A 23333-nucleotide genomic window follows, 5' to 3' on the forward strand; every position below is an offset into this window, starting at 1 on the left:
TTACCCAAAAACTTTTTCAAATTCTTGGCAAACAACAATCATACTTTCTCTAGGTACACGGTTATATTCTGCTAACTCTCTAGTGTAATAATCCCAGTGTACTTTTTTCCAATAGGCTAAACTTTTATCGCCTTCTCCTTCTTTTTGTGCAAAAGCATCATTGATACTAAAAAAAGGTTTTAGTTGTACTTTGGTAATTTTTACAATACATTTTGCGTTTTGCTCCCAGTCTGTAACCACCAGAAAATCACCAGTTTTAGGTAAAGGCTCTTTACGGTATTGTAAGCCAAGTAAGGAATCTGCTGTTGCTTTTTTTACTCCTTTTACTACTAATTTTGCACATGTATTGGCATCTTTAGGGTTATCACAAAAATGAATAACTTGTGGTGCTTCTACAGGTATATTTTCTTCTGTATGTTTTTTTAAATAATCTTCCCACATTTTTCTTGCTGAAGCGTTGTCCATTGGTACAATTCTTAATTAATAGCTATTATAATTTTTTCTTTGCTTTAAATACTTTAGCAGCGTGGTTTGCTGCTCTAGCAGTAAATGCCATATAGGTTAAAGATGGGTTTACACAGCTGGCAGATGACATAAACGCACCATCTGTAACATATACATTGGTAACGGTATGGATTTGATTGTATTTGTTTACAATAGATGTTTTAGAGCTATGCCCCATGCGAGCACCACCCATTTCGTGTACCCCTAATCCTGGGCCAGTTTCTTGATCATAAGTATTTACATTCTTAAAACCAGCTTTAGTAAACATTTCAGCGATCTGATTTTTAATGTCTTCACGCATTTTTAATTCATTTTCTTTAAATTCTACATCAAAATCTAATTGCGGTAAGCCCCATTTATCTTTTGCAGTTTTACTTAATGTAACTCTATTATCGTCATAAGGTAAAACTTCGCCAAAACCCATTGCACCTATTTTCCAAGTACCAGGTTTTAAAATATTTTCTTTTAGTGTAGCTCCATATCCCATTTCTGCAATATGGGCAGACCAATCCAATCGGCTTGCAGAACCTTGGTAACCAAATCCACGTAAGTAATTTTTTGGTTTTTCATTTTCATCAATATTAGTAAAGCGAGGAATATAAAACCCATTAGGGCGTCTCCCTTTATAATATTTGTCTAAGTAACCATCTACAATAGCATTTGCTCCAACCCGATAGTGATGATCCATAATTCCCCTTCCTAAAGCATCAGAATCATTCCCTAAACCATTTGGAAAACGTTTAGAGGTAGACTGCAATAGTATTCCAACGGAAGCCATCGCGGAGGCGCATAAAAAAATAACATCTGCTTCATATACGATCTTTTCATTGGTTTTTGCATCAATTACTTTTACGCCAGTAGCTTTCTTTGTTTTTTCGTTATAAATCACTTCATAAACAATAGAATCTGGTCTTAAGGTCATATTACCAGTACGTTCTGCGGCAGGAAGTGTAGATGAATTACTACTAAAATAACCTCCAAAAGGGCATCCTCTCCAACATCTATCTCTATTTTGGCATACCCCTCTACCATCCATATTTGCATTGGGGTCTGTAATATGAGCCGCTCTACCTATAGTCACTAGTCTGCCATCTTTATATTGCTCTTCAATAGCCTTCTTAAAATCTGTTTCAACACAGTTTAAATCCATTGGAGGTTGAAATTTACCATCGGGAAGCTGTTTTAAGCCTAAATTTTGGCCACTAACACCTATATAGCTTTCTACCTTATCATACCAGGGTGCAATATCTTTATAGCGTACTGGCCAGTCTACTCCGATGCCTTCTTTTTTATTCGCTTTAAAATCCAGGTCACTCCATCGGTAGCTTTGCCTTCCCCAGATTAAGGAACGACCGCCTACTTGATAGCCTCTAATCCAATCAAAACGTTTTGTTTCTTGGTAGGGGTGCTCTAAATCATTAACAAAAAAATGTTTGTTATCTTCATTAGGAGTCCATTTAAATCTACGTTGTATATGGTGTTTTTTTTCATCTTCTTTAGAAAGACTCCCTTTTAATTTATAATCCCAAGTATCATCATGCATCGTTGGGTAATCTTTAATGTGAGTAACTTTTCTTCCCCTTTCTAAAACTAACGTTTTTAATCCATTCTCACATAACTCTTTAGCTGCCCATCCACCAGTTATTCCAGTTCCAACAACAATAGCATCATATTTTTTGGTTTTATTCATGATCTAATTTTACTTTTAATAGCATCTAATTTGTTATATTTAACCGATAGCAATTCTAAAAATAGTTAGGAAAATACTAGTGATAAATATAAGTTATAATTCTTAAATTTTTTACGATGCATTTTATTCTAACAAATTATATTTAAAAAGCAATAATTAAAAATGAAAACAATCAAAGGACCAGCAGTTTTTTTGGCTCAATTTGCGGATAGTAAAGCACCATTTAATTCTTTAGATGGGATGTGTAAATGGGCGTCAGATTTAGGTTATAAAGGCATACAAATACCAACATGGGAAAGTTCTTTAATAGATGTTGATAAGGCAGCGGAAAGTCAAACCTACTGTGATGAGCTTAAAGGAAAAGTAAATTCATACGGATTAGAAATTACGGAACTATCTACACATTTACAAGGGCAGTTAGTAGCTGTAAACCCTGCGTATGATACTATGTTTGATGGTTTTGCACCAGATGCGGTAAAGAATAATCCTAAAGCACGTACAGAATGGGCTATCCAAACTGTTAAAAATGCCGGTACAGCAAGTAGAAGATTAGGCATTAACGCACATGCAACATTTTCTGGGGCATTGTTATGGCATACCATGTACCCATGGCCGCAAAGACCAGCAGGTTTAGTAGAAATGGGTTTTCAAGAGCTTGCAAAAAGATGGTTGCCTATTTTAAACCATTTTGATGAACAGGGAGTAGATGTTTGTTATGAAATACATCCTGGTGAAGACTTACATGATGGTATTTCTTTTGAGCGTTTTTTAGAAGCAACTCAAAATCATAATCGTGTAAATATGTTATATGATCCTAGCCATTATGTATTACAACATCTAGATTATTTAACGTTTATAGATCACTATCATCAGTTTATAAAAGCCTTTCATGTTAAAGATGCAGAATTTAACCCTACAGGAAAACAAGGTGTTTATGGAGGCTATTCTGATTGGATTGATAGAGCAGGAAGATTTAGGTCTTTAGGAGATGGACAAGTAGATTTTAGTGGTATTTTTTCTAAATTAACCCAGTATGGATGTGATGTATGGGCAGTTATGGAATGGGAGTGCTGTATGAAAAGCCCAGATCAAGGTGCAAGAGAAGGAGCCCCTTTTATTCAAAAGCATATTATTGAGGCAACTCAGAAAACGTTTGATGATTTTGCAGGAGGAGAAACAGATAAAGAAGTGCTAAAAAAAATATTAGGACTTTAATTTAATTAAAAGTAACTTTCTTTAAATGTGGTGCTTTGATATGGAAACTATGCATATAGTTGTAAATTACTATGAAAAGGTGATGAAAAGCAAATCAATCAATCAATCAATAATTAAACGAACCGAATATGAAACACTATTACTTATTTTTTGTTGTATTAATGATCTTTTCTTGTAACGATCAAGAAAAGAATACTACTATTGAAGAACCATTACTAGATAAAGGAATAGTTCATGAGGAATATACTGGAGTTGAACCTTCTGAACCTCAAGAAACAGAATCTTATGAGCCGATACCACCAGTTGTAAACCCAACAAGTAATAATAATTTTCCTAGCGATGCTATTATTTTATTTGATGACAAAAGCGAAAGTTTATCTGAATGGCTTGCTGTTGATGGTGATAACAAACCAGCTTCTTGGATTGTAAATAAGGATGGAAGTTTTACTGTAAAAGATAAAGCAGGCGATATCCGTACCAAAAGAAATTTTGGTGATATACAATTGCATATAGAGTGGAAATCACCAAAAGAAATTCAAAGAGAAGGTCAGAATAGGGCTAATAGTGGTATTTTTTTACAAGAAAGGTATGAGGTTCAAGTATTAGATAATAATGATAACGATACTTATGTAAATGGTCAAGTAGGTGCTATATACAAACAACATATTCCTTTAGCTAATGCCGCTGTGCCTACTGGAGATTGGAATGTTTATGATATTATATACCATGCTCCCGAGTTTAATAAGAATGGAAATAAAATAAAATCTGGAACTATGACAGTGTTGCATAATGGAGTTCTTATTCAAGATCATGTAGAAATAAAAGGCACTACAGAATACATAGGCTGGCCCAAAAATAAAGCACACGGTAAAGCACCAATTAGATTGCAAGATCATGGGGATAATAGCCGAGTGAGCTACCGAAATATTTGGGTTAGAGAGTTAAATTAAATCCAATTAGAAGTAGCCAATTGTTGGCTCTAAATTTGACTATATTTGTTGAAATTTAAAATTTATGATTCAATCCATGACTGGGTTTGGAAAGCATGTGATTCAGCTTCCCAAAAAGAAGATTACGATAGAAATTAAATCCTTAAATAGTAAAAGTTTAGATTTAAATGCACGTATGCCTTCAGCATATAAAGAAAAAGAATTACAGTTGCGTAAAACTATCGCTAGTGCTTTAATACGTGGAAAGGTTGACTTTGGCTTATATGTAGAAAATACCGCAGATGCTCCTTCAGCAATTATAAATGAACCTATCGTAAAGCAATATATAGCACAATTAAATGCTATTTCTAGTACTGATGCAGCAAGCTTATTAGAAATAGCAATGCGCATGCCCGATGTGATGAAAACAGAGCGCGAGGATATTGATGAAGAAGAGTTTTTAGCCATAGAAAACGCATTGCAAATAGCACTAAAGGAGATTATAAATTTTAGAACAGCTGAAGGTAATGTCTTAGAAAACGACTTTACAGCAAGGATAACTACCATTAGTACACTTTTAGAAGAAGTAAAAAAATTAGACGGAGACCGTTTGGCTACTATCCGAGAGCGTTTGGAAAAAGCAGTTGAAGACTTAGAAGCTAATTTAGATACAAATCGTTTTGAACAAGAATTGATTTACTACTTAGAAAAATATGATATTACCGAAGAAAAAGTACGTTTAGCCAACCACTTAGACTATTTTTTAAAAACAATAGAGACTCATGATTCTAACGGTAAAAAACTAGGTTTTATATGTCAGGAAATTGGTAGAGAAATTAATACAATAGGCTCTAAAGCTAATTTTGCTCCTTTACAGCAAGTAGTGGTACAAATGAAAGACGAATTGGAGAAAATTAAAGAGCAAATGCTTAATGTATTGTAATGAAAGGCGGTAAACTTATTATATTTTCAGCACCATCTGGTAGTGGTAAAACAACAATAGTGAAGCACTTACTAAAACAGCCAGAATTAAATTTAGCTTTCTCTATTTCTGCTACTTCTAGACCAAAGCGCGGTGAAGAAAAAGATAAAGAACACTATTATTTTATGTCGCTTTCCGAGTTTAAAACACATATAAAAAACGATGATTTTTTAGAGTGGGAAGAAGTGTATAGAGATAATTTTTATGGTACCTTAAAAAGCGAAGTGGAACGTTTATGGTCCGAAGGGAAAAATGTAATTTTTGATATAGATGTTGTGGGTGGTTTGCGCATTAAAAATAAATTTCCAAAAGAAACCCTAGCTGTTTTTGTAAAGCCCCCAAGTGTAGATGAACTTAAAATACGCTTAAAAAAACGGAGTACAGAAAGTGAAGATAAAATTAATATGCGTATCGCTAAAGCTTCTGTAGAATTGGCCACAGCACCTCAGTTCGATACTGTAATTAAGAACTACGATCTTACTATAGCATTAGAAGAAGCACATCAATTAGTAGCTGATTTTGTAGGCGTAAAAAAACCAGAATAGTACTCCTAAATTTTACAAAAATGAAAAAAATAGGACTTTACTTTGGCACCTTTAACCCCATTCATATTGGTCATTTAGCAATTGCGAACCATATGGTAGAATTTTCAGATTTAGATGAGGTTTGGTTTGTAGTAACACCACAAAGTCCGTTTAAAACAAAGAAAACACTCTTAGATAACCATCACAGATATCAAATAGTTGATGAGGCTACTTTAAATTATGATAAGCTTAAGCCTAGTAAAATTGAATTTGATTTACCACAACCTAATTATACGGTACATACGCTTGCACATTTAGATGAAAAACACGGAGCTGATTATCATTTTTCTTTATTGATGGGAGAAGACAATCTAAAAGGTTTACACAAATGGAAAAATTATGAGGTTATCTTAGAAAACTATCATATTTACGTTTACCCTAGAATTTCTGAAGGAAAGGTAGAACATCAGTTTAAAAATCATCCAAAAATACATCAAGTAGCGGCACCTATTATGGAGATTTCTTCAACATTTATTCGCAAGAGTATTAAAGAGGGGAAAAATATAAGACCTTTATTGCCAGAAGCCGTTTGGAAATATATAGATGAAATGAATTTTTATAGGAATTGAGCTTTAAAAGACCTTAAATAAAGTGAGTCAGACCTAAAATTTGTTTAGAAATAAGTCTTTTTCCTTAGTAGAGCAATGCTTTTCCGTTAAGAATTTTTGAAGCCTAGGAAAAAGTGTCCTTTCTTTTGGTTCATTTTCTTTGCTTGCCCAAAGAAAATGAACGTAATTCACTTAAAATGAATAAGTTTAGATTACTTCTAAGTATATTTAGCTGACTTGAAATTCAAGAAATTATATCGAATTCAAGTTAAATAAAGCAGTTTTAATCCATTACAATTAATTCATCTACCCAATCAATAGCAGTATCTAAGGTATCAAATATTTTCACAGGTTTGCTCAAGAAACTTTGCTCCATATGTGCTATTTCACCATTCATATCATCATAAACTACTATAGCATATCCTTTTAGATTTGGAAACATCGCATTTGTTTTAAAATGAGCGGTAGGGTTAAATAAATAGGAGTTTTTACGATTGGTGATGTACACAAAAGGAACCTTATTGCTGTAATGGAATTTTGCCATATCTAGCATTTTGGTTGCATTTTCAAAAGTATAGGCAATGCCTTCTGCTACTTCAGCAACTACATAATTTTTATAAAAATAAAACGTACCAGTCTCAAAAGTGTATTTTTTAACTAAGGTTCTATCAATTTTAGAAGTCATGTTTTAAAGTATTAGAATTGGGCAATATCTAAGTTAGCATTTTTTAAGATAAGATTTTATGTTTTTTGTACGATCTTCTTTGATTTATATATAAATGGTTGAGTGTTAAGTATAGACTACGGTTTAAGTATTGATGATTGTAATTTAGTAATACTTCTAAATAATGACTAAAAACAATAAAAAATTTTGGTGATTTTAGTTTATAGGTAATGTGTTAATAATCATTTATACAGTGTGACTGTTGGACAACGTCTCATTTGCATCCCTAACGGCATAAGAAATATGTAAATTGCTGGGTCTAGTTTTTTTATTCGATCATCCTATTTTTTAAATCCATTCGCTCGTGTAAGATTCTTATGATTTCAATTCTATCACTTGATATTTGCTGATAAAATATTATATGCTTTCCAGATTTAAGTCCGAGTAAATTTTTGCTTATTCCGTTATATTCTTTTCCAATTTCGGGATTATCTCCAATCCCATTACAAGCCATTTTAACTATTGCATAATATTTATCAGCTTGCTTTTCGGACCATTTTTCAAATGTATAGTCCCAAATTCTATTTAAGTCATCAATGGCTTCTTGTCTCAGTATAACTTTAGCCATTCTTTCTTTTTTCCGCTTTTAGTCTTTTTAGATTTTCATCAAAGTCAAAATCTTCAACTAAAGGACTGTTCAGCCCTTCTTGTATAGCATTTTTCAATGCTATTGCTTTACTTTCTTCATTTTCCAACATTCGCAGTCCAGCTCTGATAACTTCGCTAACGTTCTTATATCGACCGGCAGAAACTTGAGTTTGTACAAACTGGTCAAAATAATTTCCGAGTGATATGGATGTATTCTTCATTGTTTTATTTTTAATCAAATTTACCAAAAATTGGTAAAAACTCCAAATCTAACTCGATTTTCAGATTACACCCAACGGTTGAGCTATGAAAAGTACGGGAGCAAACTAGCGTTTGCTTTCCACTATACACTTAGTATAATCTTTTTGTTTTGATTTATTTTTTTGTTCAGAGCAAAATCTAAAAGATTTTGCGACTTCATAAATATACAGTGGCCTTGGTGTAAAACTCAAAGTCCGTATTTTTATAGTTTTTGTTATAAAAATAGTTTTTTAGTAGTACCGTATTTTTCTTTTGTATTCGATCTTATTATCAGTTTTAACATTAAACTTAGTTTCTTTTTTAACCCAGTTTCCATTTTCATCATAGGTATATGAGCTAATTTCTTTAAATCCATTTGTTACTCTTTCGGATTTAGATTTACCTTCAGAATATGTTAAAGAAATAGATTGATTATTGAATTTGTTTTCAACCTTAATCATACTAGATTCATTGTCAAATGTCATTTCTTTATTAATTCGTGGTGATATTAACGAGATTGAATTATCAAAATACTTGACTTTTATTGAATCTGTATACTGATTTTTGTAGTCTATATTTATTATTGATTCTAGTTTTTTATCAATATCGTATGAGTATTTATATTTCTGAATTATTCTATTCTTAGAGTTAGATACCAAAGTTGAATCCCTTAGTTTATTGAAATAATGGTTTTGATAATTATATTTTGATGATTCAGAAGACGATTTTCTAATTCTACTAATTAAATTACCTTTTTCATTGAATGATATTACTTCGGAAATCGTTGACACATTTCCATTATTATAGTGAATTTCATAAATTTCACATTCTTTTACGTTTCCCTTTAGTTCATTTAAATACAGATCTTTCGTAGTTATACTAAATACATCAGAATTATTATTACATGAAGCAAAAAGAATACTGGATAAAATAAAAAAGGTACTCATCTTCATAAGGATGTTTTTAAAAATTTCAAAACGATTGGATAAAACTAATAATAACTTTATCCCATTATGGTTGCACTAAGATAATAATCTTTTAGCTCCACAAAGAGCTTATTCGTTCCATAGATTTTAATACTTGTAATTTTACTAGAATCATATGAGTAACTATAACTATATTAATTTGATTAATTCTAAATGTTAATATTAATTTAAATTAAAGATTTTAGGGGCTTATATTCCTATTTTTAGCACTCTAAAAACGACTCATGAAAAAACTACTAACCTTCTGTATTTTAATAGCTTTATTTTCTGCAAATAGTAGCAATGCTCAAAGAAAGAAATCAAAAAAAGTAAAAGCAGCAAATACACCAGCTGTTAAAGCAAAACCAAAAAATGGCATAAAAAAATATACGGCTGTAATTACTAAAGATGCTGTTACAGATGAGGGCCTTTTTAGCGTTCATAAGGTTAAAGAAGATTACTTTTATGAAATTCCATTTTCCGTTTTACAAAAAGACATGCTTTGGGTGAGTAGAATAGCCCAAATCCCAAACGGATTAGGAGGCGGTTATGTAAATGCAGGGTCAAAAACGAATGAGCAAGTTGTAGTTTGGCAACGTTTTCAGGATAAAATTTTACTAAAAGTAAAATCATATTCAAGTGTGGCTGATAGTACAAAGGCGATTCATAATTCGGTTAGGGTAAACAATTATGAGCCAACACTATATGCTTTTGATATCAAAGCTTTTAATTTAGATTCTACCGCAGTGGTAATTAACACAACAAAATTTTTTAGTACAGATGTTCCCGCCATTAGTGGTTTACCATCTCGCTTTAGAAGAGAGTATAAAGTAAAACGTTTAGATGCCAGTCGTAGTTTTATTAATAGCATTAAAAGTTTTCCAGAAAATATAGAAGTAAAACAAGATTTTACCTACGTAGCATCAAGCCCACCTTCGCAAGCTCGTACAGAATCTATTAGCTTACAAATGAATCAGTCTATGATTTTACTGCCAGAACAGGCCATGCAACCGCGCTTGTACGATCCTCGAGTAGGTTTTTTTACGGTGAACCAGTATGATTATGGTAGTGATGAATTAAAAGCAGATCAGAAAACATATATCCGCAGATGGCGTTTAGAACCCAAAGACCCCGAGGCTTATGCGCGTGGTGAATTGGTAGAACCTGTAAAACCAATCGTCTATTATTTAGATCCAGGTACTCCAGAGAGTTTAAAAAAATACATAAAGCAAGGAATAGAAGACTGGCAAAAGCCTTTTGAAACCGCTGGTTTTAAAAATGCCATACTAGCTAAAGATACCCCTACTAAAGAAGAAGATCCAGACTTTAGTCCAGAAGATATTAGATATTCTGTAGTACGTTATGTAGCAAGTACTACCCGTAATGCGGTTGGCCCTAGTGTATCTGATCCTAGAAGTGGTGAGATTATTGAGAGTGATATTATTTGGTATCATAACCACTTACGGAGTTATCGAAACAGATATTTATTAGAAACAGGAGCCGCAAATCCATTAGCAAGAACCTTGAATACTCCTGATGAAGAAATAGGGGAAATGATGCGTATGGTTATAGCACATGAAGTGGGGCATGCACTTGGTTTTCCGCATAATATGGCAGCAAGCTTCTCATATCCTGTGGCATCATACAGAGACGGAGATTTTACGCAAAAAAACGGAATAGCATCAAGCCTTATGGACTATGCGCGGTACAATTATATTGCACAGCCTGGAGATAAAAATATTAGATTTATTCGCCAAATGGGTCCCTATGATCATTATGCTGTAAACTGGGGATATCGTGTAATCCCTAATGTAAACACTCCTGTAGCAGAAAAAGAAACCTTAAATGCATGGATCACAGCTAAAAGTGGCGATGCCCGCTATAAGTTTGGAAGACAGTCTAGCCGTTTTGATCCGCAATCGCAAACAGAATGTATAGGTGATGATCCTATGCTAGCAAGTGACTATGGCTTAAAAAACCTAAAATATGTAGCTAAAAATTTACCTACATGGACTTCTGATCAAACCAATAATTATGCAGATTTAGAAGAGTTATATGGAGAATTATTAGGAGTATATAGCAGATATATAGGTCATGTAGTGACTAATGTTGGTGGTGTTTTTGAAAATATAAAAAATCCAGATCAAGATGGAGTAGTGTATACGCATGTAGCTAAAGGCACACAACGAACCTCAGTAAAATGGTTGCACAAAAATATTTTTGAAACGCCTAATTGGCTTATCGATAAAAATATTCTTCAAAATATAGACCATGCAGGTTATTTTGAGAAAGTAAGAAGACTGCAAACACGGCATTTAAATAACTTACTGAGTTTTGATCGTTTAGGGCGTTTAATTGATGCAGAAACAATCAATACAGATTATTACAGTGCATTAGAAATGCTTAGAGATCTTAGAAATGGGTTTTTTAAAGAAACTTTGCAAGCTAAAAGTGTAGATTTATATAGAAGAAATTTACAACGTTCTTATATCGATAGAATGGTATATTTAATGACTGAGGAAGCGCCTAGAAGTAGATTTAACAGACCTGGTTTTGAAGGAGCGTTTAGGTATAATGTAAATACCTCAGATGTACGTTCTTTAGTTCGTGGAGAGCTAAAAACACTTAAGGCAAGGCTAACTTCAGCAAAAAATGCTGGAGTTAATACGGTAACACGTTACCATTACGAAGATTGTATTGCTAGAATTGAGACGGTGTTAGATCCTAAATAAGCTTAGAAATATTAAGAGGATTTAAATCAAGATGGTCAAGTAAATTATTAGCACTTGTTTACCTTTGCTCAATACACTAAAATATAAAGGTTGAAAAAAGCTATTTATTTCATGTTGTTAAGCACATTAAGCTTTACAATTATGAATACATTTATTAAGTATTTATCGAATTTTTCTCCCTTTCAAATTGTTTTTTTTAGGTCATTAGGGTCACTTTTTTTTACCATGACCTATTTACTTTGGAACAAAATTCCGATGCTAGGAAATCAGAAAAAACTATTAGTTTTAAGAGGTTTAGCCGGGGTAACTTCAATGACATTGTTTTTCTATGCAATAACCTATATGTCTGTAGGTACGGCAGTTTCTTTACGCTATTTATATCCCATATTTGCTGCAATATTAGCGGTCTATTTTCTAAAAGAAAAAATATACAAGCTACAATGGTTTTTCTTTTTTATGGCTTTTGTAGGCGTATTATTTATTAAAGGTTTTGATGCTTCTGTAAACGCTATTGGTTTAACCTTGGTTTTAATTTCGGCTTTTTTTAGTGGTATTGTTTATATTTTAATTGCTAAAATTGGGACAAGAGACCATCCTGTAGTAATTGTAAATTATTTTATGTGGATTGCTACTATTTTAGGAGGTATACTTGCCCTATTTTATTGGGAAATGCCTAAAGGTATCGAATGGTTTTTACTGCTAAGTCTTGGTGTTTTTGGGTATTTTGGACAGTTATTTATGACCAAAGCTTTTCAGATAGGGAAAGCAAATAAAGTACTCCCCATAAAATATGTTGAGGTTGTTTTTACGATGATTTTTAGTACAATTTGGTTAAATACAAGTTATCCAATATTAAGTATTTTTGGAATAGTATTAATCATTACGGGCTTACTATTAAACATGTTTTACAAGCAAAAACTAAAAAATTAATTTGCACATTCCTATATGCTGAGGCGTATTTTTAAACACCATATCCTTTTATTAACTTTACTCGATAATCGAGATTTAAAATGCTTAGATGCTTGCATCCAAATCAATGTGAATTTTTCCTTTTAATACCTCGCCGGCTTGCCCCGAGGTTATTTACTTGGTACTTATTAAATGGTTTTTAAATGAAGAATCTTATACTATTTTCCCTCTTACTAGTTTGCTTTAGTTGTAAAGAAAAATCTAAAACAGAAGTTGTAGCTACTAAAGAAACAAAACCAAATATCATTCTCTTATATGTAGATGACTTAGGCTATGGGGATATAAGCAGCTATGGTGCAAAAAGCATACAAACCCCAAACATAGATTATTTAGCAGCCAACGGAGTGCGTTTTACAGATGCACATAGTGCAACAGCAACTTGTACCCCATCTCGTTATGCATTGCTAACAGGTAATTATGCTTTTCGTAAAAAAGCTGCTGTATTAAAGGGAGATGCACCTTTATTGATAGACCCTAATGCCATAACATTACCAAAAATGCTTAAAAAAGGTGGCTACAATACTGCTGTAGTAGGTAAATGGCATTTAGGTTTAGGAGATGGTGTTGTGGATTGGAATACCAAAGTACAACCAGGCCCTAAAGAAATAGGCTTTGATTACAGTTTTTTATTACCATCAACAGGAGATAGAGTACCCTCTGTTTATATGGAGAATGGGAGTGTTTTAGGACTTTCTAAAGATGATCCTATTACAGTAAGTTATGCAAATAAATTGGAAGGCGATAGACCATCTGGGGAAGATAAACCCGAATTGTTACGTTATACTGCTGATGCACAGCATAACAAAAGTATTGTTAACGGAGTAAGTAGAATTGGGTATATGCAAGGAGGTAAAAGCGCAGAGTGGGTAGATGAAGACTTCCCATACGTATTAACCCAAAAAGCATCGGATTTTATTGAAAAAAATAAAGAAGAACCATTCTTTTTATACTACTCCTTTCATGATATTCATGTGCCACGTTTACCCAATGATAATTTTAAAGGAAAAAGTGGAATGGGACCAAGAGGTGATGCAATTCTACAGGTTGATTATGTGGTGGGAGAAATCATAAAAGCGATTAAAAAACAAGGAATTATAGAAAATACATTAATTGTTTTTACGAGCGATAACGGACCAGTATTAAATGATGGTTATTTAGATGAAGCAGTAGAAAAATTAGGAAGTCACGATCCTTCTGGGGGTTACAGAGGTGGAAAATACAGCAGTTATGAATCTGGAACTAGAGTGCCTACTATAGTATACTGGCCTGGAAAAGTAAAAGCAACCACTTCAAAAGCATTAATGAGTCAAGTAGATTTTTACAGTTCTTTTGCAGCACTAATTGGAGAAAAAGTGTCTGATGAAGTACTGGATAGTGAAAACCATATCACTAGCTTGCTTGGAGAAGACCAAAAAGGGAGAGAATATCTACTAGAAGAATCTTTTACATTAGGCTTACGCCAAAACCAATGGAAATATATTAAGCCAAAAGAAAATACAAACAGTTTTGACTGGATTACGAATGACAAAAAAATAGAACACGGTGTACAAAACCAGCCTCAGTTATATAACCTAGCAGAAGATCCTAAAGAGCAACATAATTTAGCTGCAAAATTTCCTAATAGAGTACAAGAAATGCATGATGCTTTAACAGCAATAGAAAACAAAAGCGAGCACTAATTATAACGTTCCATCATACGATTAAAAAACTGTTTGTCACCTTGGGCTTGTAATTGCCTTGCTAAAGAGTTGTCAAAAGCTGCTTTAATAAGCGCACTTATTGCTTTTGCATTAGATTTTGTAAGGCTATTAGTTCTGTATACAACATCTCTTACAGTAGAAAAACTAATCCCAGTTCTGCTAGCGATATTTGCTAAATCATCTTTAGTTATATTTCTTCTTAAAGTAATTGATAATACTTTTTCTAGTGGTTTTCCATAATCTTCTTCTTTGAACATATTTAGAGAATATTTAATTAATAATTATAATAGTAAGGCATCCATAAAAAATCTTTAAAAGCATCATTTCTTTATAAATAGTATAAAAAGTTGCACATTTACCTATATTTGTTTGTAAACCAATTACAGGTAAATGTAATAATATTGCATATTCTTTATTATATGTAAGATTATTACACAATAATACAATTTTATGTTCATATTAAAGCAATTGAGGCGTAAAAAAAATATAAATCAGACCGATTTAGCTGAAGTTATTGGTGTGAGTTTACGTACAATACAGCTTTACGAGAAGAAAGATGCAAATATTCCAATAAAAAATCTTACAAAAATTGCGAACTATTTTGATGTAACCATTTCAGAATTATACTCGCATGAAGTAAATGAAGATTCTGGAATATACGATACACAGAAGCAATTATTAGAAGTAGGGTACGCCATTAAGGTAATTGGTGCTAAGAAATATCTAATGACAGTACCTTTAGTAGCAGCAGAAAATTATATAGCATACTGCAATAAGTATCTAGATAAATCTTTTTTAGAGGACAAAACCAGAGTGAGTTTTGTTATTGATACTGTAGCAAGTGGAAATTATTTGTCTTTTGAAATTAAAGGAAATTCTATGAATGATGGTAGTCTAAACAGTATTCCAGATAAAGGAATTGTTTTAGGAAGAGCTATTGCTAAAGAAGATCCTAATTTAGCAAGTATTTTTAACGAGTATTCATTTTGGGTATTAATTTACAAAGAGGAAGTACTTTGTAAACAAATTTTAGACTATAACCAGAAAGAAAACAGTATTGTATGTCATAGTTTAAACAATTCTCCAGAATATTCAGATTTTAAAATAAAAGTAGAAGAGATAAGTCAGTTATTTGCTATTATTAAAAAAGAAATCTATTAGTGAAACGCAATCTTGAGTAGTCCATAGGACGTACTCAAGATTGTAAGTTGAACTAATCCCGCTTTTTCAGCGGGATCTAGATTGAATATTCTTGACTCTTGGGTTGTTCCCTTGTAATTGGTTTAGAGCTTACTATAAGGTTTACGTTTTATTAATACTATAACACCAGTAATGAGGCAATATAGGTACACAATATACTCGTTATTCTTCCGTGTAAAGAATGCTTAAAAAACCTATAAATTCTACTATCTTAGCTGCAAATTTGATGCATATATTATGAATTGGGAAGAACTACTTTCACTAAAACGTTATGGAGACACGCATAAAAGATTACGAAAAGAGCAAGACGAGATTCGTTTGGGTTTTGAAGTAGATTATGATCGAGTTATTTTTTCTTCAGCATTTAGAAGTTTACAAGATAAAACACAAGTTATTCCACTTTCTAATACAGACTTTGTACATACACGCTTAACACATAGTTTAGAGGTTTCTGTAGTAGGGAGAAGCCTTGGAAGAATTGCCGGCAAAAAATTATTAGAAAAACACCCCTACCTAAAAGAGGTCCATGGGTATAATTTTAACGATTTTGGAGCTATTGTTGCTGCCGCAGCTTTAGCACATGATATAGGAAACCCACCTTTTGGTCATAGCGGAGAAAAAGCAATAGGCGAATATTTTAAAAGTGGGAATGGCAAAAAATATAAAAATATACTTTCTAAAAAAGAATATCAAGACATTATAGATTTTGAGGGGAATGCCAATGGCTTTAAACTTTTAGCAGCTTCTAGAGAAGGTGTAGAAGGAGGTTTACGCTTAAGTTACAGTACTTTAGGTGCTTTTATGAAATACCCTAAGGAATCGCTTCCTAAAAAACCAACAAAAGATATTGTAGATAAGAAATTTGGCTTTTTTCAGTCAGATAAAAATGCTTTTGTAGAAATAGCAGCAGAACTAGGACTCATCCAAACAAGAAAAGGAGAAGATATTAGTTTTGCAAGGCATCCATTAACCTTTTTAGTAGAAGCAGCCGATGATATTTGTTATACCATTATAGATTTTGAAGACGGAATAAATCTTGGTTTAATTTCCGAAGATTTTGCTTTAGAATACCTCATTAAATTAGTAAAAGATAGCATCAATACCAAAAAGTATAATGCTATGGTACATACAGAAGATAGGTTAAGCTACCTCCGTGCCTTAGCCATAAACACCTTAATTACTGATGCTATAGCTGTTTTTATAGAAAATGAAGATGCTATTTTAAAAGGTGAATTTCAAGTAGCCTTATTAGATAAAAGTAAATTTAAAGCACAGATTGATGATATTATACAAATCAGTATATCTAAAATATACCAATCTCAAGAAGTAATTGAGAAAGAAATAGCAGGCTATAAAATTATCTCAGATATATTAGAAGTATATACCACTGCATTGGTCCATAAAAAGGAAAATAAAGCTTCAAATTATGATAAGCTATTGGTAGAAACATTACCAAAATTATATCAGCAAACAGATGTTTCTTTATATACTATTTTGCTTAATACCTGCTGTTATATTGCAAGTCTTTCAGATAGTGCTGCAGTGCATATTCATAACAAAATTATGGGAAGGCAACTCTAAAAACTATAGGCAAGCCCAACACCTAAAAGTTGTTTAAATTGTATTCTTGGTTCTCCATTTTGGGTAATAGTACCATCGGCTGCTTTTATTTCATCAAAAAGAATATCATCATCATATATAACCTGCGTGCCAATATTTGCATTGATGTGTTTGTTTACTACAAGCTTAAAATTAAGCTGCCAATCAATATCAATATTTCCAAAGCTGGCAATATAATCGGTATACAAGCTTAACTCCTGATTCATGATCACATTTTTAGCAATCTCACTTTCCCATTTGTTAGTAATTAGAAAACCAAGCTCCATATATACATTGTTTCCTTCTCTAATAATATTACCTTCCGCATCTCTATCTGCTTTTCGAACACCAAAAGCACCATTATCTGCCAGTTCTTGGTCTAATACAACTGTAGCTTTTTGTGTTAGAGGAGAAATGTATAAATTAAACTTTTTTTCATCAAGGATATAGGATGTTCCGGCCCCTAAAAACAGATAACCAGGTGCTAAAAAGTCCGATATTTTAGTAATCCTATTAGGGTCTTTAAAACCATCTGAAAACTGAGTGTTAAAATTTGCTTTTACAGAATAGTACCAATTGCTAATGGTATCTCTTCTATAACCAAAAGTAGAGCTAATCCGCAAGGCATCATCCGTTTTACGAAGTTTTCTGCCTTCCTGGGCATTTAAACCATACCGCATTTCTAAACTATTTTCCCATTTTACATAACGGAATTTATAGTTTCGTACAAATTTAACATCTCCTAAGGCAGAGATAGAGTTGTTTCCACCAGCATTCCAATTTATAAAAGCTACCTCACTCATTGTGGCACCTAATTTATTTTCTTTGTACCAAAAGGAAGGAACTATAAAATTCTTCTTTCTTTTTGTAAGTGACTTTGTATTATTAAAAGATATTTTAGGACTAGTTAAGCGTACACTTCTAGGGATACTTTTAATTTTATCTTGTGTGGCTCTAATGATAATAGTGTCTATTATTATAGGCTTTAGAGAATCGGTAGGCAATTCAGGAATACTGTCTTGCGCTTTTACTTGACACATAAAAACGATTAGAAATAAAAAAGTGGTTTTTTTTAAAATACTATTCAAGGGCATTTATACTATTATTTAAGTATGTTTTTAATGAAAAAGCATCAATTTTAGTAATTTTATGGAGTTCTTCAGTAGTACCATGTTCTATAAATTCATCATCTATAGCAAATACTTTAATAGATTTATTTGCAGCGATATTATTAGCAAATTCTAGTATTGCACTTGCAAATCCTCCTATTTTACATCCATCTTCTATAGTGATAATCTGTTCATAGGTATTAAATACTTTACGAAGTAGCTTTTCGTCAAGCGGTTTAATAAATCGCATATTAAAATGACCTATTTCTAAAGGTTTATTCATTTCTTGTAATACTTCTGATACTATATTGCCAATATGACCGATAGAAAGCACAGCAATTTTTGTACCTTTTTTAACTTCTTGAGCTATTCCAATAGGTATTTTTTGAAAAGGAAGCTTCCATTTTTTTAATACACCTCTTCCTCTTGGGTAACGTATTGCAATGGGGTGTTTTAATCCAAGTTGTGCAGTGTACATTATATTCCGTAATTCATTCTCATTCATAGGCGCAAAAATGATGAGGTTTGGTATGCAACGTAAATAAGCAATATCATAAACGCCATGGTGTGTTGCCCCATCTTGACCTACAAGACCTGCCCTATCTAAACAAAATATTACAGGTAAATTCTGAATAGCTACATCGTGGATAACTTGGTCATAAGCACGTTGTAAAAAGGTAGAATAAATAGTGCAAAAAGGGATCAAGCCCGCCGCAGCCATACCAGCGGCCATAGTAACGGCATGTTGTTCTGCTATACCTACATCAAAAGCTCTTTCAGGAATTTCTTGCATCATAAATTTTAAAGAACTGCCTGTGGGCATGGCTGGTGTAATCCCTATAATTTTTTTATTTTTTTTTGCTAATTCAACTAAGGTGTGCCCAAAAACATCTTGGTATTTAGAAGGTAATGCTATAGTAGGTTTCTTATGGAGTTCACCAGTAGTTTTATTAAATTTCCCTGGAGCATGATAGGTAACCTGATTTTCTTCTGCCTTTAGAAGTCCTTTTCCTTTTGTAGTTATAATGTGCAAAAACTTTGGACCACTAATTTTTTTTAATTTTTCAAAGGCATTTAGTAATGCTGGTATGTTATGGCCATCAATAGGACCAGTATAGTTAAAGTTTAAACACTCAAAAATATTCTCATCTTTAGCAATGCCTTTTTTTACATTGGTTAAGTACTTTTTTAAAGCACCAACACTAGGGTCTATTCCTATAGCGTTATCGTTTAGAATAACAAGTAAATTAGCATCTGTTTCTCCTGCATGGTTTAAAGCTTCAAAAGCCATTCCACTTGCTATAGCCGCATCTCCAATTACAGCGATATGCTGTTTTAGGTGTTCTCCATTTAATTTTGATGCTATAGCCATACCTAGAACAGCAGAAATAGAAGTAGAGCTATGTCCTGTACCAAAGTCATCATAGCTGCTTTCACTGCGTTTTGGGAAACCACTAATACCGTTTAATTGCCTGTTGGTTTCAAAAATTTCTTTTCTCCCAGTCAAGATTTTATGTCCATAAGCTTGATGGCCAACATCCCAAATTAGGTTGTCTAGAGGGGTATTAAAAGCATAATGCAAAGCAATAGTAAGTTCAACCACTCCTAAGCTAGCACCCAAATGCCCTTCTTTTACCGCAACAATAGCAATAATAAAATCCCTTAATTCTTGCGCAAGTTTTGGTAATTCGGAAACTGATTGTTTACGAAGGTCTTCAGGAGAATTGATTTGTTCTAGAATATTTTTAGGCACTTTGAATTAAAAAAACAAAATTACGCTTTTTCATGCTTTCATAAGGTTATTTATGCCTTTTACAGAATTATGAGCGTAGAAATGTAAATTTTTTTCTAAATTTGAACTTTCAATTTATAACAAACCATATAAACCATAAACCAAATGAGAATTATTTTTAGAAGTGCAGCTTTGGCTGCCGTATTAATTATGTCTTCCTGTACCAAAGAAGCTGGAGGATCATCTTCTGATTTAGATGAACAAGCCGAAATTTTAGAAGAAAGACCATTAGCCGTAAATACGGTTGCTGATAATGTAATTATACAAGGTGGAACTAAAGAAACTGGAGATTTGCCAACTGCAAATGAAGCCATAAATATGGATATTTTAGATGCAGGTACAACTGCTTTTTTAAACGAGGGTTTTACGGTTTCTCTAAACTCTAATGCTAATATCACTGGAGCTTATATTCAGTTTAAAAGTAATGATGGTACTGTAGCAGATAGCTACTATGATATAGATCTTAATGCAAATCGAACTGAGAAAAAAGAAATTTCTTCTAAAAAACATTTTCTAAAAAATCAAAAAGTAAATGAAGATGCTGATGCTAATGTAGATATAGACTTTGGTAATGCAATAGAACCAGGTACATTCTGTTATGTAATTTGTGTGTATGATGCTGAAGGTAATATTAGTGCTCCTGTTGAAAATTGCGTAACAGTAGAAAGCTGGGGCGGAAATAGTAGTTTGGTTGGTGAATGGAAATTTCAAAGCTGGTATAGAGATGGGCAGCTAGATAGGATTTATCTTCCAAATATTGAAAATTGTATTGATCAACAAATCTCTGTATTCTGCTCTGAAATTAATTACAGAGAAAGTATCTCTGGTCAAGATTGTCTACTTCAAGAATATTATGATATTAGTATTAAAGCAGATGGAACATATACTTTAAGAGAAAAAGTAATTTTTAGAGAAAAACTTTTAGGTACTCTTTCACCTGAGCTTACAGAAATTCTTAATCTAGATTTTTCTTGTGTAGGGACTTCAGATACAGAAGATATTCTTACTTATGATAATTCTGGAAGATGGGCATACTTGCAAGACGAAGATCGTATTATTTTTGTTGAATATAGAAGCGAGGAAATTTATAATGACGAAGTTAGCACAGATACAGCAGAATTAGGAGATGGATATATTGTTTATGGTGGAGATGATGGTGAAGAAATTAAATTAGTTGATAATAGTTTAATGCTGTACTCTTATGGGCAAATGATTACGTTTGAAAAGTAGTATTTAGACTTTGCCAAATAAATCAGACCCTCAATCAAAAATGGTTGAGGGTTTTTTTGTGCTTTAAAATGAGAATTTATATTGTTATAGCGTATCAATGCTTTAAAATGTTAAGATGTATATTTCATGTTGCTATTTCATGGTTTCACAACATTTTTATCATTTAAATAGGTGATTTCTCTAGTTTTATAGTATCAAAGAATAACGCAACTCAAAATGAAAATTATTTTAAAAACTGCTGCAATAGCTGCTTTATTAATTGCAAAACCATTTTCTGAAGACGCAGAATTATCTTCCCAAAAAAAAGCAAGAATACTAGAATCAAGACCTATTGAAATTGATGAAATTACCGATAATGTAATAATCAAAAGCGCTTTTAAAGAAACAGGAAAACTGCCAAAGGCTAATGGAGCCATATATATAGATATTACAGAGGCTAGTACGAATGCCTTTTTGAATGAAGGTTTCTTCGTTTCTTTAAATTCCGATACTAAAATACAAGGGGTTTATATTCAATTTAAATCTAACAATGGTAATCTAGCAAATAGTTTTTATGACATTAAGGTTAACCAATCAAATAAAAAAGAAGATATCCATATTGATGTTGATTTTGATATTACAATGGTGCCAGGTACTTTTTGTTATTTAATTTCTGCATATGATGCAGCGGGAAATAGTAGTACTCCACAGGAAAAGTGCCTTATAGTAGAAAGCTGGGGCGGAAATAGTAAAGTTGTTGCAAAATGGAATTTTGTAAAAGAAGAAAATATTTACGGAGGAGAAACCATAACTACAATTACAGGTCAACCCAATTGTAATGAATTTAATATTAATTGTATGAATGATGCTTTAGTTAGTTTTGATGCATGTTTTACAAAAGAATATGGGATTTTAGAAATTAAAGCAGATGGAACTTTTTCTCTTGATTTTAAAGAAACAAATACTGGGTTTAATTATAATACGGTATATGAGACTTGTGAATCCGTAAATAAAGAACTTAATTATAGATATCAAAGTCAAGGAAATTGGGCTTATATTGATGCCGAGAATCGTTTAGCATTGGTAGAATATAAATATACAGAAGATAAAAATGGGGTGGTTACCGCAGTTAATGTTGAAAAAGGTAAAGCAAAATTAGTTCTTGATGGTTTAACCGAAGTTGTGGCCAATGAACTTATTATTAAAGATAATAACAACTCAAATGATACAAATAGGTATTACTATAAAAAATAATATAATGCCTAAAAAGTTTCCCGCCCTTAATTTTTTTTTTGATTGAGGGTTTTTTGTGCTCCACTATATTATTCCGTAGTATTGTAGCCAAATTTTCTTAATATGTTACAGCCTTACGATGATACTTATTTTATGAAAAAAGCTCTGGAAGAGGCACAGGCTGCTTTTGAAAAAGGAGAAGTACCTGTAGGAGCAATTATAGTGGTACAAAATAGGATTATTGCTAGAGCCCATAATTTAACCGAACTATTAAATGATGTAACGGCGCATGCAGAAATGCAAGCCATTACTGCGGCAGCTAATTTTTTAGGAGGTAAATATTTAAAAGATTGCACCTTATATGTAACTTTAGAACCTTGCCAAATGTGTGCAGGGGCTTTGTATTGGAGCCAGATTACTAAAATTGTATATGGCGCTAAAGACACGGAAAGGGGTTGTGGGGTTATGGGAACTACCTTACATCCAAAAACTGTAGTTGTAGGTGGTATTTTAGAAAAAGAAAGTTCAGAAATTTTAAAACGATTCTTTATTCAGAAAAGAAATTTAAATTAAAAACCCTAACTGGGTCAGTTAGGGTTTTTTAGTTTTTAGTGTAAAAGGGGTTTCTATCCTATTACTTGTACTTGGGCAGCAACTATACCTTTGCGTCCTTCTTCTTCGGCATATTCTACTTTGTCTCCTTCTTTTAATTCTGTTCCGTTTAAAGAAGTTGCGTGTACAAAAATGTCTTTACCTGTGTCGTCGTTAGTAATGAATCCATATCCTTTAGATTCATTGAAAAATTTTACTGTTCCAGTCAT

General features: G+C 32.5%; 23 protein-coding genes. 13 read left to right on the forward strand and 10 right to left on the reverse strand.

Going from position 1 to position 23333, the window contains the following annotated elements; translation table 11 throughout:
• A complete protein-coding gene (locus ACZ451_RS06890; RefSeq protein ID WP_464216378.1) occupies window positions 1-465 on the reverse strand; it encodes an ASCH domain-containing protein in 465 nt (154 codons plus the stop codon).
• Between the two features lie 25 nt (window positions 466-490).
• Entirely contained in the window at window positions 491-2194 is a 1704-nt protein-coding gene (locus ACZ451_RS06895; protein ID WP_464216379.1) for a GMC oxidoreductase, read from the reverse strand.
• 162 nt (window positions 2195-2356) lie between these two features.
• On the opposite strand from ACZ451_RS06895, the gene ACZ451_RS06900 reads away from it, so the two are divergent.
• The 5 genes from ACZ451_RS06900 to nadD all read left to right on the forward strand — a co-directional run bounded on the left by ACZ451_RS06900 (window position 2357) and on the right by nadD (window position 6473).
• Complete coding sequence (locus ACZ451_RS06900) at window positions 2357-3409, forward strand: sugar phosphate isomerase/epimerase family protein (protein WP_464216380.1); 1053 nt, start codon at window positions 2357-2359, stop codon at window positions 3407-3409.
• A gap of 128 nt (window positions 3410-3537) precedes the next feature.
• The gene (locus ACZ451_RS06905) at window positions 3538-4359 is read left to right on the forward strand and encodes a 3-keto-disaccharide hydrolase (RefSeq protein WP_464216381.1); all 822 of its coding nucleotides are present in this window, start codon (window positions 3538-3540) and stop codon (window positions 4357-4359) included.
• Window positions 4360-4423: 64 nt separating this feature from the next.
• Window positions 4424-5281: a YicC/YloC family endoribonuclease gene (locus ACZ451_RS06910; protein ID WP_464216382.1), complete on the forward strand. Its 858-nt coding sequence runs from the start codon at window positions 4424-4426 to the stop codon at window positions 5279-5281.
• Entirely contained in the window at window positions 5281-5865 is a 585-nt protein-coding gene (gene gmk, locus ACZ451_RS06915) for a guanylate kinase (RefSeq protein ID WP_464216383.1), read from the forward strand. The genes ACZ451_RS06910 and gmk overlap by 1 nt, the downstream gene beginning before the upstream one ends.
• A gap of 20 nt (window positions 5866-5885) precedes the next feature.
• A complete protein-coding gene (gene nadD / locus ACZ451_RS06920) occupies window positions 5886-6473 on the forward strand; it encodes a nicotinate (nicotinamide) nucleotide adenylyltransferase (protein ID WP_464216384.1) in 588 nt (195 codons plus the stop codon).
• A 262-nt stretch (window positions 6474-6735) separates the two neighbouring features.
• Here the strand turns inward: nadD and ACZ451_RS06925 are convergent, their stop codons facing one another.
• From ACZ451_RS06925 to ACZ451_RS06940, 4 genes are all read right to left on the reverse strand, one after another.
• Window positions 6736-7137 (reverse strand): hypothetical protein, encoded by a 402-nt coding sequence (locus tag ACZ451_RS06925; RefSeq protein WP_464216385.1) that lies wholly within the window; start codon window positions 7135-7137, stop codon window positions 6736-6738.
• Between the two features lie 307 nt (window positions 7138-7444).
• Window positions 7445-7744, reverse strand: coding sequence for a type II toxin-antitoxin system RelE/ParE family toxin (locus ACZ451_RS06930; protein ID WP_464216386.1), 300 nt, complete (start codon window positions 7742-7744; stop codon window positions 7445-7447).
• Window positions 7737-7985 carry a type II toxin-antitoxin system ParD family antitoxin gene (locus ACZ451_RS06935; RefSeq protein ID WP_464216387.1) on the reverse strand — a complete coding sequence of 83 codons (249 nt, stop codon included), beginning with the start codon at window positions 7983-7985 and terminating at the stop codon, window positions 7737-7739. Before ACZ451_RS06935 ends, ACZ451_RS06930 begins: the two co-directional genes overlap by 8 nt.
• Window positions 7986-8255: 270 nt before the next feature.
• A complete protein-coding gene (locus ACZ451_RS06940) occupies window positions 8256-8957 on the reverse strand; it encodes a hypothetical protein (RefSeq protein WP_464216388.1) in 702 nt (233 codons plus the stop codon).
• A gap of 257 nt (window positions 8958-9214) precedes the next feature.
• On the opposite strand from ACZ451_RS06940, the gene ACZ451_RS06945 reads away from it, so the two are divergent.
• From ACZ451_RS06945 to ACZ451_RS06955, 3 genes are all read left to right on the forward strand, one after another.
• Complete coding sequence (locus ACZ451_RS06945; protein ID WP_464216389.1) at window positions 9215-11701, forward strand: zinc-dependent metalloprotease; 2487 nt, start codon at window positions 9215-9217, stop codon at window positions 11699-11701.
• Between the two features lie 90 nt (window positions 11702-11791).
• Complete coding sequence (locus ACZ451_RS06950; protein ID WP_464216390.1) at window positions 11792-12631, forward strand: DMT family transporter; 840 nt, start codon at window positions 11792-11794, stop codon at window positions 12629-12631.
• A gap of 182 nt (window positions 12632-12813) precedes the next feature.
• Window positions 12814-14349, forward strand: a complete 1536-nt coding sequence (locus ACZ451_RS06955) for a sulfatase family protein (RefSeq protein WP_464216391.1) — start codon at window positions 12814-12816, stop codon at window positions 14347-14349.
• On the opposite strand, the gene ACZ451_RS06960 is transcribed toward ACZ451_RS06955, so the two are convergent.
• On the reverse strand, window positions 14346-14627 hold the full coding sequence (locus ACZ451_RS06960) for a hypothetical protein (RefSeq protein ID WP_464216392.1): 282 nt from the start codon (window positions 14625-14627) through the stop codon (window positions 14346-14348). The genes ACZ451_RS06955 and ACZ451_RS06960 overlap by 4 nt on opposite strands.
• Window positions 14628-14820: 193 nt before the next feature.
• Between ACZ451_RS06960 and ACZ451_RS06965 the strand changes: the two genes are divergently transcribed.
• Window positions 14821-15531: an XRE family transcriptional regulator gene (locus ACZ451_RS06965; RefSeq protein ID WP_464216393.1), complete on the forward strand. Its 711-nt coding sequence runs from the start codon at window positions 14821-14823 to the stop codon at window positions 15529-15531.
• A gap of 276 nt (window positions 15532-15807) precedes the next feature.
• The gene (dgt, locus tag ACZ451_RS06970) at window positions 15808-17151 is read left to right on the forward strand and encodes a dGTP triphosphohydrolase (protein WP_464216394.1); all 1344 of its coding nucleotides are present in this window, start codon (window positions 15808-15810) and stop codon (window positions 17149-17151) included.
• On the opposite strand, the gene ACZ451_RS06975 is transcribed toward dgt, so the two are convergent.
• Window positions 17148-18209 carry a DUF3078 domain-containing protein gene (locus ACZ451_RS06975; protein WP_464216395.1) on the reverse strand — a complete coding sequence of 354 codons (1062 nt, stop codon included), beginning with the start codon at window positions 18207-18209 and terminating at the stop codon, window positions 17148-17150. The two genes, dgt and ACZ451_RS06975, sit on opposite strands and share 4 nt — an antisense overlap.
• Before the next feature lie 40 nt (window positions 18210-18249).
• Window positions 18250-20031 (reverse strand): 1-deoxy-D-xylulose-5-phosphate synthase, encoded by a 1782-nt coding sequence (dxs, locus tag ACZ451_RS06980; RefSeq protein ID WP_464216396.1) that lies wholly within the window; start codon window positions 20029-20031, stop codon window positions 18250-18252.
• A 144-nt stretch (window positions 20032-20175) separates the two neighbouring features.
• Here dxs and ACZ451_RS06985 point away from each other — a divergent pair, with 144 nt between their 5' ends.
• The 3 genes from ACZ451_RS06985 to ACZ451_RS06995 all read left to right on the forward strand — a co-directional run bounded on the left by ACZ451_RS06985 (window position 20176) and on the right by ACZ451_RS06995 (window position 23085).
• Window positions 20176-21300, forward strand: a complete 1125-nt coding sequence (locus ACZ451_RS06985) for a hypothetical protein (protein ID WP_464216397.1) — start codon at window positions 20176-20178, stop codon at window positions 21298-21300.
• A 216-nt stretch (window positions 21301-21516) separates the two neighbouring features.
• A complete protein-coding gene (locus ACZ451_RS06990) occupies window positions 21517-22533 on the forward strand; it encodes a hypothetical protein (protein WP_464216398.1) in 1017 nt (338 codons plus the stop codon).
• 102 nt (window positions 22534-22635) lie between these two features.
• Entirely contained in the window at window positions 22636-23085 is a 450-nt protein-coding gene (locus tag ACZ451_RS06995; protein ID WP_464216399.1) for a nucleoside deaminase, read from the forward strand.
• Between the two features lie 53 nt (window positions 23086-23138).
• On the opposite strand, the gene ACZ451_RS07000 is transcribed toward ACZ451_RS06995, so the two are convergent.
• Complete coding sequence (locus ACZ451_RS07000) at window positions 23139-23333, reverse strand: cold-shock protein (protein ID WP_464216400.1); 195 nt, start codon at window positions 23331-23333, stop codon at window positions 23139-23141.

Source organism: Allocellulophaga tsushimaensis, from assembly GCF_055383085.1.